At 70.5% G+C, this 14,096-nt stretch carries 17 protein-coding genes; 6 read left to right on the top strand and 11 right to left on the bottom strand.

The genetic code is table 11. The features are described 5' to 3' along the window. Positions 1 to 38 precede the first annotated feature (38 nt). The 3 genes from FKD65_RS41935 to FKD65_RS41925 form a co-directional block, all read right to left on the bottom strand. Positions 39 to 1,067, bottom strand: coding sequence for an ecdysteroid 22-kinase family protein (locus tag FKD65_RS41935; RefSeq protein WP_240809860.1), 1,029 nt, complete (start codon positions 1,065 to 1,067; stop codon positions 39 to 41). After that, positions 1,064 to 2,158: a TIGR03857 family LLM class F420-dependent oxidoreductase gene (locus FKD65_RS41930; RefSeq protein WP_141585522.1), complete on the bottom strand. Its 1,095-nt coding sequence runs from the start codon at positions 2,156 to 2,158 to the stop codon at positions 1,064 to 1,066. Before FKD65_RS41930 ends, FKD65_RS41935 begins: the two co-directional genes overlap by 4 nt. An 85-nt stretch (positions 2,159 to 2,243) precedes the next feature. Further along, on the bottom strand, positions 2,244 to 2,984 hold the full coding sequence (locus FKD65_RS41925) for an SDR family oxidoreductase (protein WP_141585520.1): 741 nt from the start codon (positions 2,982 to 2,984) through the stop codon (positions 2,244 to 2,246). Between the two features lie 60 nt (positions 2,985 to 3,044). On the opposite strand from FKD65_RS41925, the gene FKD65_RS41920 reads away from it, so the two are divergent. After that, on the top strand, positions 3,045 to 3,614 hold the full coding sequence (locus FKD65_RS41920) for a TetR/AcrR family transcriptional regulator (protein WP_240809859.1): 570 nt from the start codon (positions 3,045 to 3,047) through the stop codon (positions 3,612 to 3,614). A 29-nt stretch (positions 3,615 to 3,643) separates the two neighbouring features. On the opposite strand, the gene FKD65_RS41915 is transcribed toward FKD65_RS41920, so the two are convergent. From FKD65_RS41915 to FKD65_RS41905, 3 genes are all read right to left on the bottom strand, one after another. Beyond that, entirely contained in the window at positions 3,644 to 4,207 is a 564-nt protein-coding gene (locus FKD65_RS41915) for a Uma2 family endonuclease (RefSeq protein WP_168221377.1), read from the bottom strand. Between the two features lie 121 nt (positions 4,208 to 4,328). Further along, positions 4,329 to 4,685, bottom strand: coding sequence for a DUF397 domain-containing protein (locus tag FKD65_RS41910; protein WP_141585513.1), 357 nt, complete (start codon positions 4,683 to 4,685; stop codon positions 4,329 to 4,331). After that, a complete protein-coding gene (locus FKD65_RS41905; protein ID WP_240809858.1) occupies positions 4,682 to 5,521 on the bottom strand; it encodes a helix-turn-helix transcriptional regulator in 840 nt (279 codons plus the stop codon). Before FKD65_RS41905 ends, FKD65_RS41910 begins: the two co-directional genes overlap by 4 nt. 398 nt (positions 5,522 to 5,919) lie before the next feature. Here FKD65_RS41905 and FKD65_RS41900 point away from each other — a divergent pair, with 398 nt between their 5' ends. Further along, a complete protein-coding gene (locus FKD65_RS41900; protein ID WP_141585510.1) occupies positions 5,920 to 6,489 on the top strand; it encodes a hypothetical protein in 570 nt (189 codons plus the stop codon). Positions 6,490 to 6,523: 34 nt separating this feature from the next. On the opposite strand, the gene FKD65_RS41895 is transcribed toward FKD65_RS41900, so the two are convergent. After that, positions 6,524 to 6,724, bottom strand: a complete 201-nt coding sequence (locus tag FKD65_RS41895) for a hypothetical protein (protein WP_141585508.1) — start codon at positions 6,722 to 6,724, stop codon at positions 6,524 to 6,526. 27 nt (positions 6,725 to 6,751) lie between these two features. Between FKD65_RS41895 and FKD65_RS41890 the strand changes: the two genes are divergently transcribed. From FKD65_RS41890 to FKD65_RS41880, 3 genes are all read left to right on the top strand, one after another. After that, positions 6,752 to 7,207 carry a MerR family transcriptional regulator gene (locus FKD65_RS41890; protein ID WP_141585506.1) on the top strand — a complete coding sequence of 152 codons (456 nt, stop codon included), beginning with the start codon at positions 6,752 to 6,754 and terminating at the stop codon, positions 7,205 to 7,207. A gap of 91 nt (positions 7,208 to 7,298) precedes the next feature. Further along, positions 7,299 to 8,354: an aldehyde reductase gene (locus FKD65_RS41885; protein WP_141585502.1), complete on the top strand. Its 1,056-nt coding sequence runs from the start codon at positions 7,299 to 7,301 to the stop codon at positions 8,352 to 8,354. 176 nt (positions 8,355 to 8,530) lie between these two features. After that, complete coding sequence (locus FKD65_RS41880; protein ID WP_141585500.1) at positions 8,531 to 9,229, top strand: restriction endonuclease; 699 nt, start codon at positions 8,531 to 8,533, stop codon at positions 9,227 to 9,229. Positions 9,230 to 9,278: 49 nt separating this feature from the next. Here the strand turns inward: FKD65_RS41880 and FKD65_RS41875 are convergent, their stop codons facing one another. Continuing rightward, positions 9,279 to 10,553: an MFS transporter gene (locus FKD65_RS41875; protein WP_141585498.1), complete on the bottom strand. Its 1,275-nt coding sequence runs from the start codon at positions 10,551 to 10,553 to the stop codon at positions 9,279 to 9,281. 435 nt (positions 10,554 to 10,988) lie between these two features. On the opposite strand from FKD65_RS41875, the gene FKD65_RS41870 reads away from it, so the two are divergent. Further along, positions 10,989 to 11,960, top strand: a complete 972-nt coding sequence (locus FKD65_RS41870) for a MerR family transcriptional regulator (protein WP_141585496.1) — start codon at positions 10,989 to 10,991, stop codon at positions 11,958 to 11,960. Between the two features lie 85 nt (positions 11,961 to 12,045). Here the strand turns inward: FKD65_RS41870 and FKD65_RS41865 are convergent, their stop codons facing one another. The 3 genes from FKD65_RS41865 to FKD65_RS41855 form a co-directional block, all read right to left on the bottom strand. Next, complete coding sequence (locus FKD65_RS41865; protein WP_141585494.1) at positions 12,046 to 12,834, bottom strand: alpha/beta fold hydrolase; 789 nt, start codon at positions 12,832 to 12,834, stop codon at positions 12,046 to 12,048. A gap of 88 nt (positions 12,835 to 12,922) precedes the next feature. Continuing rightward, positions 12,923 to 13,543, bottom strand: a complete 621-nt coding sequence (locus FKD65_RS41860; RefSeq protein ID WP_141585491.1) for an isoprenylcysteine carboxylmethyltransferase family protein — start codon at positions 13,541 to 13,543, stop codon at positions 12,923 to 12,925. Positions 13,544 to 13,574: 31 nt separating this feature from the next. Beyond that, positions 13,575 to 13,922, bottom strand: a complete 348-nt coding sequence (locus FKD65_RS41855; RefSeq protein ID WP_141585489.1) for a helix-turn-helix transcriptional regulator — start codon at positions 13,920 to 13,922, stop codon at positions 13,575 to 13,577. Between the last annotated feature and the right edge of the window lie 174 nt (positions 13,923 to 14,096).

The raw sequence follows: 14,096 nt of genomic DNA, 5'->3' as shown, positions 1-14,096 counted from the left end.
CGGATCCGCGAGCTGCCCGCTCTTCTCAGGGGACCGATTCATGGAACCCTGCCGAGCGAGCCGTGGTCGCGGATCGCGGCGCAGGACCGGGCGGCCATGGCGAGGAACATCTCGTCGCCGCGCTCGGTGGGAGTGCCGTAGGCACAGCCGAGCACGGTGATCAGGGGGCCTTGGAGGAAGGCGAAGACGTAGTCGTCCCAGCACTGCTCGAAGGAGTAGCCGGTCACGCCGTGGCCGGCCAGAGCGCGGTGGTAGGCGGAGACCAGATCACGCTCGTGGGTGCGGCGATCCGAAACGGTGAGGCCGGTGCCCAGGAAGTAGGCCAGATCGCGGGCGGGCAGCCCCACGGTGAGGGTCTGCCAGTCGACCGCGGCGACGCCGGGCCCGCCGCCGGCCCCGAAGATGATGTTGTCGAGGCGGTAGTCGCCGTGGACGGGGGCGAACCGCTCCGGTCGCGCCGTGATCCACCGGCCGGCGTGGACGGCGACGGCCCGCAGCGTCGCCTTGTCCTCGGCGGCCAGCCGGTCCGCGAAACGGTCGATGAAGATCTCGGTGGCCGGGCCCAGCGCGCCGGTCACCGCGTCGCCGTCCTGCGGACCGGTGCGGTGCAGCCAGTCCAGATCCAGCAGGGCCTGGTCGCACCAGCGGGGACCGTGCAGTCCGGCGAGGTTGACCACGCAGTCCAGCACCTCTCCGGCGGCGCACCCGGTGAGCTGGTCGCCCTGCTCGCCGGGATGCAGGTCCTCCAGGAGCAGGACGAAGTCGGTGGCGTCCTCGGTGAGCGTCCCGTACCGGCAGGCCGGGGTGCGCACGGCCACCGTCGGGGCCAGGTCGAGGTAGAAGCGCACCTCCGTCCGGTAGATGCCCTTGAGCATCTCCCGTGTCGCCTGGTCGGCGGCCGGGAGCTTGGCCACCAGCCGTGCGGGAACTCCGTCGCCGGTCAGCTCGCCCCGGAAGCAGCCGCTCATCTGCCCCGTCCCGACCGGCCGCCACCGGACGCCGGTCACCGTCGCGCCGAGCACCTCGCTCAGCCACGCGGCGTCCAGCCGGGCGGGCTCGCCGGTCACGATGCCCCCGCCTGGGCACGGCCCGGGTTGCGGGGCAGCCCCTCGAACCGCTCGGCGGGTCGCACCGCCCGGTACGCGTCGACCACCGGGGCCAGCTCGGCGGGGGTGGCGCCGTGCAGGACGACGCTGTCGGCGCCGGCGTCGAACTGGGCGAGGACGCGCCGCGCGCACTGCTCGGGAGAGCCGGTCGCCGCCGCCTCCAGCCATTCCTTGGGCAGCAGCCCGGCCAGGTGCCGGAGTTCGTCCGGCGTGGCGAGCGCGTCGAAGGCGCCGGGGTAGCCCTGGACCAGGTCGTCGGCGCGGAATCGGGCCAGGTCGGCCGGATCCCAGCCGTTGACCCGGACCAGCAGGTCACCGTAGCCCTGCAGGTAGGTGGCCAGGCGTCCGACGAGCTTGCGCAGGCGGGCCTCCTCGTCCAGATGGTCGCCGACCGTGGCCAGGACCGACCACACCCGTACCGAGGCGGGGTCGCGGCCCACCGCCGCGGCGCCCCGGCGGATCGAGGAGACCGCGCGGACCAGGGTCTCGTCGGTGAAGAAGGTGTGCAGGACGACCCCGTCGGCCACCCGGCCCGCGAACTCCAGCGTCCGCTCGCCCATCGCCATGAGCACGACCGGGATGTCCTCGCGGAACGCGGAGTCCTGGCTGAGGTACGGGTAGTTCCCGGCGGGGCCGTCGTGCCCGGCGACCGCCTCTCCCCGCCACAGCCGGCGCATGATGCCGATGAAGTCGTCGAGCTGGGCCTGGGTGACGCGGGGCAGGCCCATCACGTCGAAGAGCATGTCGAAGCCCCGCCCCAGACCGAGCGCGAACCGCCCACCGGTCATCCGGTGCATCGTAGTGGCGAGCGTCGCGGTCACCAGGGGATGCCGGGTGTTGTGGTTGGTGGCCGCGGTGGCGATGCCGATCCGGGTGCCGGCCGCGGCCGCGGCTCCCGCCAGCACAGCCGCGTCCTTGGTGTTGAAACGCTCCGACAGGAACACCGAGCCGAGCCCCATGGCCTCGGCCTCGGCGACCTCGCCGAGCAGGTCGCGCGGGGCTCCCGAATGCCCGGCCAGCCCGTAGAAACCGAGCTCTGGCAGATCGTCCACCGGCCCTCCTCCGCCGTGACGGGCCTCGACCGTACCCGAATTGGACACCTGTCCGAAAGCCTGTCCAGCTTCGAGATGCCCTCGCTCAGCCCTGGCGGGCGGGGCGGATGGTCAGGTCCCCGATCTCGACGTCGTCGGGTTGGTCGATCGCGAAGGCGATGGCCCGGGCCACCGCCGCGGGGTCGATGCCGAGATCGGCCATGTCCCGCCTGGCCTGCTCGCGCAGGGCCGGATCGTCGACGGCGTTGTCTATGAACTCGGTGCGGACGTAGCCCGGGGAGATCGACGTCGTCCGCAGAACCCCGTCGGTGCTCTCCTGCCGCAGGCCTTCCAGGAGGGTGCGCACCGCGTTCTTCGTCCCGGCGTACACCGCCTGGGTGGGGACGATCTTCAGGCCGGAGGTCGAGACGACGGTGACGAGATGACCGCCGCCCTGACGGCGGAACACCGGCAGGGCCGCGGCGATCCCGTTCAGGACGCCCTTGACGTTCACGTCGACCATCGCCGACCAGCCCTCGACGTCCAGGTCCGCAATGGGGCCGATCTTGCTGATCCCGGCGTTGGCGACCAGGACGTCCAACCGACCGAAGCGCTCGACCGCGAGGGAGACCAGCGACCGGAGGTCGCCGGGCTCGGTGACGTCCACGCGCATGGCGGCCGCCTCCCCGCCCGCGGCCCGGATCTCGGCGACCAGCCGGTCCAGCCGCTCGGTGCGCCGGGCGCCGAGGACGACGGCCGCACCGAGGGAGGCGAGGTGACGGGCCGTCGCCTCCCCGATTCCGCTGCTGGCTCCCGTGACAGCGATGACCTTGCCGTGAACGCTCATGACGTACCTCCGCCTAGAATGGGACACATGTCCGGTTATGCCGACAACCTTAGCGGACACGTGTCCGCTTCTGACCAGGGCCGCGGAAAGCGGCGTGCGGATGCGCAGCGCAACCGCGAGCGGATCCTCCAGGCTGCCCGCGATCTCGTCCGCGAGCCGGGAGAGCTGAAGCTCAACGCGGTCGCGAAGGCCTGCGGCATCGGCCAGGGCACGCTGTACCGGCACTTCGCGACGCGCGAGGACCTCCTTGCCGAGGTCTACCGCCGGGAGGTGGAAGAACTGGTCGCCGAGGCTCCGCGGCTGCTCGCGACCCACCGGCCGCTCGACGCGCTGGCGGCGTGGTTCGACCGGGTGGCCGCCTACGCCCGGGTCAAGCGCGACATCTTCGCCGCCGTCGAGGCCGCGACGTGGCAGGACCTCACCGCCCACAGCCTCGGCCCGATCGGCGAGGCGCTGGAACTCCTGCTGGCCGCGGGCCGCTCGGCCGGCAGCGTCCGCGCCGACGCCGAGGCCCGCGACGTCATCGTGCTCATCAGCTGGCTGTCACGGCTGGACGACACCGAACTCGACGCGCGAGCACCGCGCCTGCTCTCGATCCTCGTAGACGGCCTCCGCACCCCCCGCCCCTGACACGGAACGCGGGTGCGGCGGCGGCGAGGTCAGAAATCGCGGGTGGGCAGCACGCCTTCGAGCGGGGCGGGGATGGGGAGGTCCTCCCCCAACGCGACGGAGACGATGTGGGCGTAGTCGTCGCCGCGCGGCTCGGAGAAGATCGTGGCCTTGCCGTCCAAGCGGTCGATGAGCAGGTAGAGCGGGATGTCGGCGGCGGCGTAGCCGCGCCTTTTGGGCCCGCGATCACGTTCGGCACCCTTGCGGTCCCGCCGACTCCCCGACGTCACCTCCAGGACCATCGCCACCCCGTCGGGTTTGCTGTGCCACTCGCGGCCCGCGAACGCACCCTTGGGAGCGGCGATCCCGTCAGGCACGTACTCCCCCTCCGGACTGATCAACGTCAGATTCCGATGCAACCGCAAGCCATGGACGTCACGCACCCAGTCATCGACCGCCACAATGATGGTCTCGTGCTGCCCATCGGGGGTCGGGGACACGATGATCTCTCCATCTACCAGCTCGGCACGGAAACCCGGCATCACGTCGAGCGCGGCGAGCGCTTCTCGAAGGTCGTCACGGACGAACGGCGGCTCTTCAGGCATCGCCGTCATCGGAGGTCTCCTCATGGTCTCAACGGGTGCTGGCGCCTCACCCACAAACTAGCATCCGGGCCAGCTCAGGAACTGCCTCTCCCATCCGGGGCCTCCCATCGGCGCACTCGCCTGGCGGGTCTCAACCCAGGTCGAGATGCCCGCCCTTGACCCGGCCCGCGAACGCCTCCCACGCGGCGGCACCAAAGACCAACTGCGGCCCGCTCGGGTCCCTGGAGTCCCGCACCGCCACCGCCGCCGCCAGATCCGCCACCTCGGCGCAATGGGCTCCAGTGTCGTCACTACCGCTGCGCTTACGCCAATCAGGCGAAGTTGCCCTTATAGACGCCAGCTCAATGCACTGGTCCCCGGTGTCGGTGCTGTAGCTGCTTTTTCGCCAATTCGGGGACTCGAACCTAGCCTCAACCCGCTGCCCTCGAGTGTCACCACTGCGGCGGCGGGCCCACCTTTGCGCGGCCTGCGGGTCTTGTGGGTTCATAGACTCTCCAAGATCGTCTGGAAGAGGCCCAGAGAATCCTCAGCGCACATCGCCGAGGCTCTGATCAAATCGAAACGTACCCCATACTTCCGGACAACCACAGGGTGATCGACGAGCTGACCACCTACATGCCCCTCGACGCGCACGGCATCTGGTGCGTCTTGAAAAGCCAGGATCGTGAACGCACCCGGCAGCCCCGGGTAGGCTCCCTTAGCCGTCGGGACGATCTGGATCGTGACGTTGGGCAGCTCCGCCAGGTCCATCAGGTGCTGAATCTGCCCCCGCATCACGTCCGAGTTTCCGATTGGGCGACGAACGGCACCTTCGTCAAAGATCGCGAAGACGTGGGGCGCGTCCTCCCGGTCGAGGATCGCCTGTCGCTCCATCCTCGCTGATACAAGTTGCCCCACCGCCTCGGCGGTCTTCCCCAGCTTGAGGACCTCGTGCGCGTACTCGGGCGTCTGGAACAGTCCCGTGATGACCATGGTCTCGAAGATGCGGATCACCTCGGCCTCCCGCTCGCGTACGACGAAGTCCGGGAACCCCGGCGGGAGGACCTGGAGGCGCCCGAAGTCTCGGGTCCACTCCCAGATGCGGTAGAAGGTCCCGTTGGTCTTGAAGTAGGTGTCACAGTCCTTGGCGAACTCCTCCGAAGGTCCGTTTTTACCTGACTCGACCTGGCCAATCCATTGCGGGGTGTATCCGAGCCTTTCGGCGAGTTGCGGTCGAGACAGGTCAGCAGCCTCCCTGCAGGCTCGCAGCTCCGTACCGAAGTACTCGACCGGAGAGGACGGAACACCAGGATCGCGGGGGCGGCGCGGCATGACGGTCTCCAAGATCCGAAAGCAGGGCGATTTTCCAACGCCCCACCAAGGGGTTTCTCTCGTTGGACTTCTTACTCTTCCCAAAGATAGTCCGATCACAGCAAGATACGGAGCCATAACGGAGAGAAATCGCACACGAAAGTTCAACGATCATGGAGACGCCCGTCAACCCCACTGAGCAGGCGCTAGCGCAACTCCGCGAAGACTTCCAAGGGCATCGCATCTGGCGCGCCAGACGCCAGGACGGAAATGCAGGCGACTGGGTTGCCACTCTGCGCGACCCCAGGGAAGGCGTAGACGCGACTGTTGTATGTGGAAGCGCAGAAGAGCTACGTAAGGCTCTAGTCCACGAACGCAGTCGCGCGTCCACCCGACCTAGCAGCCAACCCAGTAAGTGGGTGAGCTGGTAAATGAAATGGGCCGAACCGAAGCAGCGGAACGTCGGCGCCCCAGCTTCGGCTATAACGTGCCGTCTCGACCGACTTGCCGAAGAAGTCGCCCGGCAGGGCTGGGAGGTCGTCCCGCGCTATGACGGACCGCACCCGCTCGTCCACGTCTTCGACCGCGACGTCCCGCAGTTCGGCGAGAGGATCACGCTCGTCCCGGGATCGACGCCGGGAGTGTGGTGGTTCAGGTCAAGTACCGGCGAAGACCTCGCCCCGCACACCGACCCCAGCCACGCGGCCAGGCAGATCACCCGCATCCTCATCCCGTATGTGACCGCCATCCGCGCCGCCCGCTCGCACCGAACCCAGAGATCCGGGACCCCATATTCCACTCCCCCGGCCGCCCCAGACCCTGCCCACGTGACGACGATCGCCGAACTGGAGAAACGGTTCACCGGCGTCGTGTGCTGGTGGGGCCGCTACACCTACGAGTGGTGGGCGATCGTCCCGGGCGGAACCCAGTGGACGATCGTCAACGCCGAAGAACCGGACTCCCTGCTCCAGGAGATCCTCAAGGCACGGAGGCGCCGGTAACGGGCACCCGCCTCGCCTTCGGCGGATTCTGCAGCTACAGGGCCCCCCGGGCACCTTCGTTCTCCTCGGGGCCCGGCTCCGGAGTCTCGGGACGGTCGGCCGGCGGTGGCGGGCGCTCTGGCCCCGACGTCTCGTCCGTGCCCTCCGTGCCGGTCTCGTACCCGCCGGGCCGGTCGACGTCGGGGGCGGCGGGCATGGTGGGGGCGTGCGGGGGCAGGTTTCGGCTTGACTTCAAGCGCTTCAAGTATCCGAGAGTGGACGCATGGCAGCGACACAGAACGTCGAGGACGCCGCTCAGCTGACGATCCAGGAGGTCTCCAGGCTCAGCGGCCTCTCGGAGCCGACGCTGCGGTACTACGAGAAGATCGGCCTCATCGACCCGGTGGACCGCGACGAGAGCAGCGGCCACCGGCGCCACGACCCGGCGGCGGTCCGGACGGTCGAGGCGCTGGGCTGCCTGCGGGCGACCGGCATGAGCGTCCAGGACATGCGCTCCTATCTCGGGCATCTGGCCGAGGGAGGCGGGGAGGCCGCGCAGCTGCGGGACCTGTTCCTCCGCAATGCCGAGCGGGTCGACGAGGAGCTGGAACGCATGCGGATCCGGCTGCGGTACCTGCGGCTGAAGGCCGATCTGTGGGACGCGAGGGAGCGCGGCGACCTCGAGGCCGAGCACCGCGCGGTCGACGCGCTCCTGCCGGTCATGCGCGAGCTGCGCTGACGCGGCCCCACCACGGCGCGGCAGCACCGCCGCGCCGCGATGCGGCCTGCCCTGGGCCACTCCGAAAACAGCACGTCAACAGGGGGAGAACATGACAGGCGAAACTTCACACGACCGGGTCCTGGTGACCGGCGGAACGGGCTATGTCGGAGCTCACGTCGTCGGGCGCCTGCTGCGGGACGGCCACCGCGTCCGCACCACGGTGCGGTCCCTCGACCGCGCCGCGGAGGTGCGGGCGGCGCTGAACGTCCACGGCACCGACCCGGACGGGCGGCTCGAGATCGTCGCGGCCGACCTCGCGGCGGACGGCGGCTGGGACGCCGCGGTGGCGGGCTGCGCGCACGTCCTGCACGTCGCCTCACCGTTCCCCGCCGCGCGGCCCGCCCATGACGACGACGTGATCGTCCCCGCACGGGACGGCGCGCTGCGCGTGCTGCGGGCCGCACGGGACGGCGGCGTGCGGCGGGTGGTGCTGACCTCGTCGTTCGCCGCGATCGGCTACAGCCGGAGGGCGGACGGCCGCGCGTACGACGAGACCGACTGGACCGACCCCGCCGACGACAACTCCGCGTACGTCAGGTCGAAGGCCATCGCGGAGCGGGCCGCGTGGGACTTCGTGGCCGCTGAGGGCGACGGCCTGGAGCTGGCGGTCGTCAACCCGACCGGGATCTTCGGCCCGGTGCTCGGGCCGCGCCTGTCCGCCTCCGCCGCGATGGTGAAGGCGATGCTGGCGGGGGCCATGGCGTCCGTCCCGCCCCTGTACTTCGGCGTGGTCGACGTGCGTGACGTCGCGGACCTCCACGTGCGGGCGATGACCTCCCCCGCCGCCGCCGGCGAGCGCTTCCTCGCCTCCGCCGGCGAGGCGATCAGCTTCCTGGGAATGGCGCGCATCCTGGCCGAGAGCCTGGGCGGCCGCGCAGCCCGGGTGCCGACCCGCGAGCTGACCGCCGACCAGGTGCGCGAAGCGGCCCGCACCGACCCCGCGATGCGCGAGGCCGCCGGCCGGCTGGGCGAGGTCCCCGCCCTGAACACCGCGAAGGCCCGCACCGTCCTCGGCTGGACACCGCGTGACACCGCCACCACCATCATCGACACCGCCGAGAGCCTTTTCCGCCTGGGCCTCGTCGACACCCCGGCCCCCAACTGACCCAACCACCATCAGCGCGGTGGGCCGCGAGGCGCCGATCGACGTCCTGCTGCAGGCACGCCCGTCTGCCGCCCGGTGGACAAAGCTCTTACTGTCCCGGATTTGTAACGGGTCCTGTCGGTCCGGCGTGTTTCGATCCTGACCACGGTCCCGTCATCGCGGACAGGAGGGGTCACATGGAGCACGGCCGGGCCGGGGAGGAGTTCGGGAACGTTCGCCCTTGGTGGCTGCCCGGCTGGTTCGAGTTCCCCACAAGACCGCGCAGCCCCCAGGGATGGGCCTTATGGGTGATCCTGGCGCTGGCCCTGGTCTGGGTTCTGTTGTTCCTTTGGCGCCTGTCGACCACCTACTGGTATCTGGCCTTGCCCGCGCTGGCAGTGATCGCGTTCGGCACCGACCGCTACTGGCGATCGCTGTGGGCCGCCGAACAAGAGCGCCGGGAGCGGATCAGATCCTTCAGTCTGACCTTCGAGCAGATGCGGGACATGCACTGGCGGGAGTTCGAGCTCGCCGTCGTCCACCTGATGGTCCGCGACGGGATCCCCGCGGAGCACAACGGGAAGGCGGGCGACTTCTCCGGTGACGTCATCGCCTACGACGCCGTCCTCGGCGAACGCTGGATGGTCCAGGTCAAGCACTACGGCCCGAACAACAAGGTCAAGTCCGACGACGTCCAGAAGGTCGCCGGGGCCGCCTGGCACATCTACCAGGCCCGGCTGAAGCTCGTCGTCACCACCAGTGGGTACACCCGCGACGCCCGCACCTTCTCCGCCAAAGCCGGAATCCACCTCATCGACAAGGCCGCCCTCATACGCTGGGCCACCGACGGCGTCCACCTGCATGACGTCCTCGGCATCACCCCGAGCACCCGCTGACGATCACGCGGCCCTACAGCGAGGGCCAGGTTCGAGCACCGTCCGGTGGTCAAGCCGGTTGGGCGGTGGCGGCCGGGTGACGGTGGAGTCGTCTTGTCCGCAGCAGTGGCCGGGCGAGGAGTGGCAGCATGCACACCATGGCCGTCGCGGCCGCGGCGAGCATCGCCGCTCGCAGGCCGAACGCGGTGCCGACGAGCCCGGCGGCCGCCGAGCCGACGGGGAGCGTGCCCCAGGTGAGGAAGCGGTGGACCGCGGTCGCCCGGGTGGCCAGTTCCGGCGGTGTGGCCAGGTGCCGGATGGTGATGGCGTTGACGGCGAACATGCCCTGGCCGATCCCGTTGACGAACGTCCCGGCGGTCAGCAGCACGGCCGGCCACGGGCCGGCGGCCGCCGCGCCGACGGCCAGCCCGAGCACCGAGGGCACGCCGGCGATCGTCAGTGACGGCCCGATGCCGAAACGGTTCGCCACGGGGCGTGCCAGCAGGCCGCCCAGCGGGAATCCGCTGCCGCCGATCCCGAGGGCCACGCCGAGCAGCCAGGCGTCCAGGCCGAGGTGCTCGACCGCGAACACCGCGAGGAGCGAGTCGTACATGGCGACGCCGAGGTTGTACAGCGCGCCGCAGACCATGATCGGACGTAGCACCGGGTGCCGCGCCACGAACCGCAGCCCGTCGAGCACTTCCCGGCGCACGGGGCGCCGTGCCGCCGGTACCTCCGGTTCCGGGTCGCGCTGCGCGATCAATGCCAGGGTCAGCACGCTGACGAGGTAGCTGCAGGCATCGGTGAGCAGCGCCCGCGCGGCCCCCAGGCCGCTGACGACGACCCCGGCGATGCCCGGGCCGACGAGCAGCGAGGTCGACTCGGAGACCGAAAGCCGGGTGTCGGCGGCGTGCAACCGGTCGTCGTCCGTGATCAGCGTGGGCGTGTAGGACTGGTAGGCCACCTGGAAGAACACCATGCCGATCCCGGTGACCAGCGCGACCAGCAGCAGATGCGGCAGCGTCAGCACGTCCAGCCAGGCCGCGACCGGCAGCGACAGGACGGCCAGGGCGCGCACGAGGTCGGCGCCGAGCATCGATCGCCGCATGCCCAGCCGCGCCACCCAGACCCCGGCCGGGAGCCCGATCAGCAGGAACGGCAGCCTCCCGAGCGCGGCGAGGACGGCGATCTCCATCGTGCCGGAGTGCAGTTCCTGCAGCGCGGCCAGCGGGAGTGCCAGCAGAAAGACCTGGTCACCGACCAGGCTCACACTCTGTCCAGCCCACAGCAGGCGGAAGTCCCGCCATGACCGGCGGTCGGACGACACGGGGATCTCGCTCGGCATCGCACCAGCATCTTGGCCGCGGCGACGCCGCAGAAGTGGCGCGAATGCCAACGACCGCCGAGATCCCGCCACGAGGCACCGAGCCCCTGCGGCTACCGGCTGGGCCGCGTTAGCCGGGGCGGAGGAGGGGGGCCGCGGGACCTGCCCGACCTCGGCGAGCCTGGCGAGCAGGGCCAGGACCGGCCCGGCGACCGCGCCGACGATGAGGCCGATGGAGCAGGGGACTCACGGCAGTCAGCTTGCGAGAGATGATCTAGTAAGTCAATAGGAAATATATGAATATACGAGGCCCATCGGGAAGCAGGCCGGATGCACGCGGCCGATGGCCTGGCGCGCCGCCGGGGCCCACCGGAGGCAGGTCGGCCCCGGGGACGACCGGTGCAGAGCTGACGCTTCCAATACCTCTTCGCGGACCTCCCTGGGTAGAGGGTGAGCATGGACGACCTGACTGGCGGGGAGGCGGGTCCCGGGATGAGCGGGCTCGGGGTGGCGGCGGTGGCGCGCCGGCTGGGTGTGGCGCCCTCCACGCTGCGCGACTGGGACCGCCACTACGGCGTGGGCCCGACGGGCGGCGGCCCTGGCAGGCATCTCCGCTACACCCCGGCCGACATCGCCCGGCTGGAGACCATGCAGCAGATGATCTCCGCCGGGACGCCCCCGGCGGAGGCCGCCGAGGCGGCCCTGCACACGCCGCACGGACGGGGCGAGGGGCCGCGGAGCCACGGTGCCGCCGGCAGCCGCGATGCTCTGGACGACTCCGCCGCCGAGCACGGCCCTTCGCCGGCCACGCGGATCAGGAACCTCGAGGATGCGGCGATGGAACTGGACGAGCTCGCGATGACCGGCATCCTGGAGTCGGCCCTGCGGCACGAGGGCGTCATCGCGGCGTGGGAACAGGTGATCGCACCGGTGCTCGTCGACCTCGGAAGCAAGCATGCGACCACCGGCCGGTACATCGAAGTGGAGCATCTGCTCTCGGCCGCGGTATCGCGCTGTCTCCTCGCGGTGACGTCGCCTCAGGCGCAGTTCTCAACCGGCAGGATCCGAAGTCCCGTGATCCTGGCATGCGCCCCGAATGAGCAGCACGTCCTGCCGCTCCTCGTACTGGCGGCCGCCTTGGCCGAGACCGGCGCGGCACGACTCATGCTGGGTGCGCGAGTGCCTCCACCGGCCCTGGCGGCCGCGGTCAAACGGTCCGGGGCGCACTCGGCGTTCGTGTGGTCGCAGACCTCCGAGACCGGTGACCCGTCCTGGCTCACCGACCTGGCCGCCCAGCATCCTGCACTGCAGACGGTGGTCGGAGGCCCCGGCTGGGACCGTGACCGGCTCCCGCCCGAGGTGCCCTTCGCGTCATCGGTGTCCACGGCGGTCGGCGCGCTGCTCGCGGCAGCCTCCCGCGAGCACTGAGGCGATCAGCTTCGTCTTCGACTCCACCCGGATCATCGCCGCCGGCCGGCCCCATCGTCCTGCCCGGAACCAGTGGAAGAGGCGCCTACGGCTTGTGCGCGGTGGTCAGGAAGTCAAGGACGAGGGGGCTGGCGTGGGTGCGGAACTCCTCGAAGTAGGCGTGCCGGGCACCCGGGACCAGGTGCAGTCGGGCGCCGGGGATGCGGTCGGCGAGCAGGGGCGCGTTGGCGGCGGGGTTGAGCCGGTCGTCGCTTCCGTGGACGACCAGGGTGGGGGCGCTGATGTCCGGCAGGAGGTCCCAGGCGTCGTGCTGGTTGCTCGCCGCGAGGTGGCGGCGCCGGGCGTGGGCAGGCATGCGAGGGTCGCCGAGGGTGTGGTGCGGGCCCGGATGGGAGGCGAGCCATCGAGGGGTGTACATCAACTCCAGCAGGGCCTGCCGCACGGCTTCAGGCTGAGGTTGCGCCAGGGCTTTGCGGACATCGTTGCCGCGTACGACGCTGTGCGGGCCGCCGGGCGAGGTGCAGCCGAGAACGAGGGCGCCCACACGGTGGGGATGGCGGGCCGCGATCTGCTGGGCCACCCGTCCGCCCATGGACGTGCCGTAGACGTCGGCCCGGTCGATGCCGAGTTCGTCGAGGACGGCGATGACGTCCTGCGCGAACAGTTCGGTGCTGTAGGGGGCATCGGGCTTGTCGCTGTCGCCGGTGCCGCGGTAGTCGAGCGTGAGAGTGCTGCGAGCCGAATGGAAGTCGGCACGCACAGCATCCCACCAGTGGTGGTCGTTGGCCTGGCCCGCCAGCAGCACCAGCGGCGCCCCCTGGCCCTGGAGCTGGTAGGCGACGCGGGTCCCGTCCGATGTCACGGCGTACGTCATCGGCTCCCTCGTTTCCGTGCCATCGGGCAGAGTATCCGGGTGGCCCCGGGGCGGTGGCAGCGGTGTCCGGTCGTCCGGGCGGCGTGTGTCACCGTCGGGCGGCTTGGGGGGTGAGGCGTCCGATGCCGGGCAGGAACCGTCCGACCCTCGCGGCGTAGAGGGCGTATGCGTCGCCGTGGGCGTGCAGCAGGTACGGCTCTTCGACGGCGCGGACCTGCATCTGGACGGCGGCCAAGGTCAGGACGAGGCCGCACAGCGCGATCACGTTGGGGACCATGACGGCCAGCCCCGCGGCGGTGACGGCCATCGTGGTGAAGATGGGGTTGCGGGCCAGTGTGAACGCGCCGCCGGTGACCAGTTCGGTGCGTTCGTCCTCCTCGACACCGATGCGCCAGGACGTTCCCATCGAAGCCTGCGCGGCCAGCGTGCCCGCCACACCGGCGAGTGCCAGCACGATCCCGGCCGCCTGGACGGCGGCGTCTTCCAGAGCACCGAAGGCGGGGAGCCCGGCCAGCGCGGCGACCGGGCCGGCGGCACCGACGATCAGCGCGCCGGTGAACAGGATGCGAGCCCACCATTGCACCGTGCCCTTCTCCAGGCCGCCGCCGCGGAAGCCGGTGTCGCCGGTGCGGCGCCACTGCAGAAAGGTGCGCAGCCCGAACGCCAGCACGGCCCAGAGCAGGTAGATGACCAGTGCGCTGATCGCCACGGCGTCCTCCAAAATCCTTCGCCTCGGTAGGTCAGGAACCCATCGGCTGATCGCATGCGGTGCCGTAGGTCGGGCATAGCGCGACGGCGCGGTCGGTGGCCGACAGCAGGCGCTCTGCCGAGCGCAGCAGGTCCAGCAGTTCCGGCGCGGCGATGAAGTAGAAGGACTGGCGGCCCTCGGCGCGGTAGTCCACAAGCTTGCAGCCGCGCAGGCAGGCCAGGTGCTTGGACACCGTGGACTGCGCCAGTTCCAGCTCGCGGGTCAGGTCCACCACCCTCGCCTCCCCCAGCGCCAGCCGCTGCACGATCGACAACCGCACCGGATCGGCGAGGGAGTGGAACAGCGCCGCGGCGGGCGCCAGCCCGTCCAAAGAAGACATTCCATATCTGGAATCAATCGCCATACTGGAATGATAGCTCTGAAGCACGATCAGTCAAGCCGCCCTCGTCCGGTGAACCGTCGAGGAGTCCCTGGCGTACCGGTCTTCGACAATCCGTAAAGGACCTGCCAACGGGCCGGTTCCAGCCATTCGAGGGGCGACGATGAGGACCCT

Source organism: Actinomadura sp. WMMA1423 (assembly GCF_006547145.1).
Taxonomy (GTDB): Bacteria; Actinomycetota; Actinomycetes; order Streptosporangiales; family Streptosporangiaceae; genus Spirillospora.
Note: the sequence above shows the minus strand (reverse complement) of the source record. Positions and strands in the feature narration are given on the sequence as shown.

What these genes read in the sequence shown, in the direction of transcription:
- FKD65_RS41925 (WP_141585520.1), bottom strand. Translation starts at nt 2,984, where the DNA reads ATGAGCGTTCACGGCAAGGTCATCGCTGTCACGGGAGCCAGCAGCGGA.
- FKD65_RS41915 (WP_168221377.1), bottom strand. Translation starts at nt 4,207, where the DNA reads ATGACGGCGATGCCTGAAGAGCCGCCGTTCGTCCGTGACGACCTTCGA.
- FKD65_RS41910 (WP_141585513.1), bottom strand. Translation starts at nt 4,685, where the DNA reads ATGAACCCACAAGACCCGCAGGCCGCGCAAAGGTGGGCCCGCCGCCGC.
- FKD65_RS41900 (WP_141585510.1), top strand. Translation starts at nt 5,920, where the DNA reads ATGAAATGGGCCGAACCGAAGCAGCGGAACGTCGGCGCCCCAGCTTCG.
- FKD65_RS41890 (WP_141585506.1), top strand. Translation starts at nt 6,752, where the DNA reads ATGGCAGCGACACAGAACGTCGAGGACGCCGCTCAGCTGACGATCCAG.
- FKD65_RS41885 (WP_141585502.1), top strand. Translation starts at nt 7,299, where the DNA reads ATGACAGGCGAAACTTCACACGACCGGGTCCTGGTGACCGGCGGAACG.
- FKD65_RS41880 (WP_141585500.1), top strand. Translation starts at nt 8,531, where the DNA reads ATGGAGCACGGCCGGGCCGGGGAGGAGTTCGGGAACGTTCGCCCTTGG.
- FKD65_RS41875 (WP_141585498.1), bottom strand. Translation starts at nt 10,553, where the DNA reads ATGCCGAGCGAGATCCCCGTGTCGTCCGACCGCCGGTCATGGCGGGAC.
- FKD65_RS41870 (WP_141585496.1), top strand. Translation starts at nt 10,989, where the DNA reads ATGGACGACCTGACTGGCGGGGAGGCGGGTCCCGGGATGAGCGGGCTC.
- FKD65_RS41865 (WP_141585494.1), bottom strand. Translation starts at nt 12,834, where the DNA reads ATGACGTACGCCGTGACATCGGACGGGACCCGCGTCGCCTACCAGCTC.
- FKD65_RS41855 (WP_141585489.1), bottom strand. Translation starts at nt 13,922, where the DNA reads ATGTCTTCTTTGGACGGGCTGGCGCCCGCCGCGGCGCTGTTCCACTCC.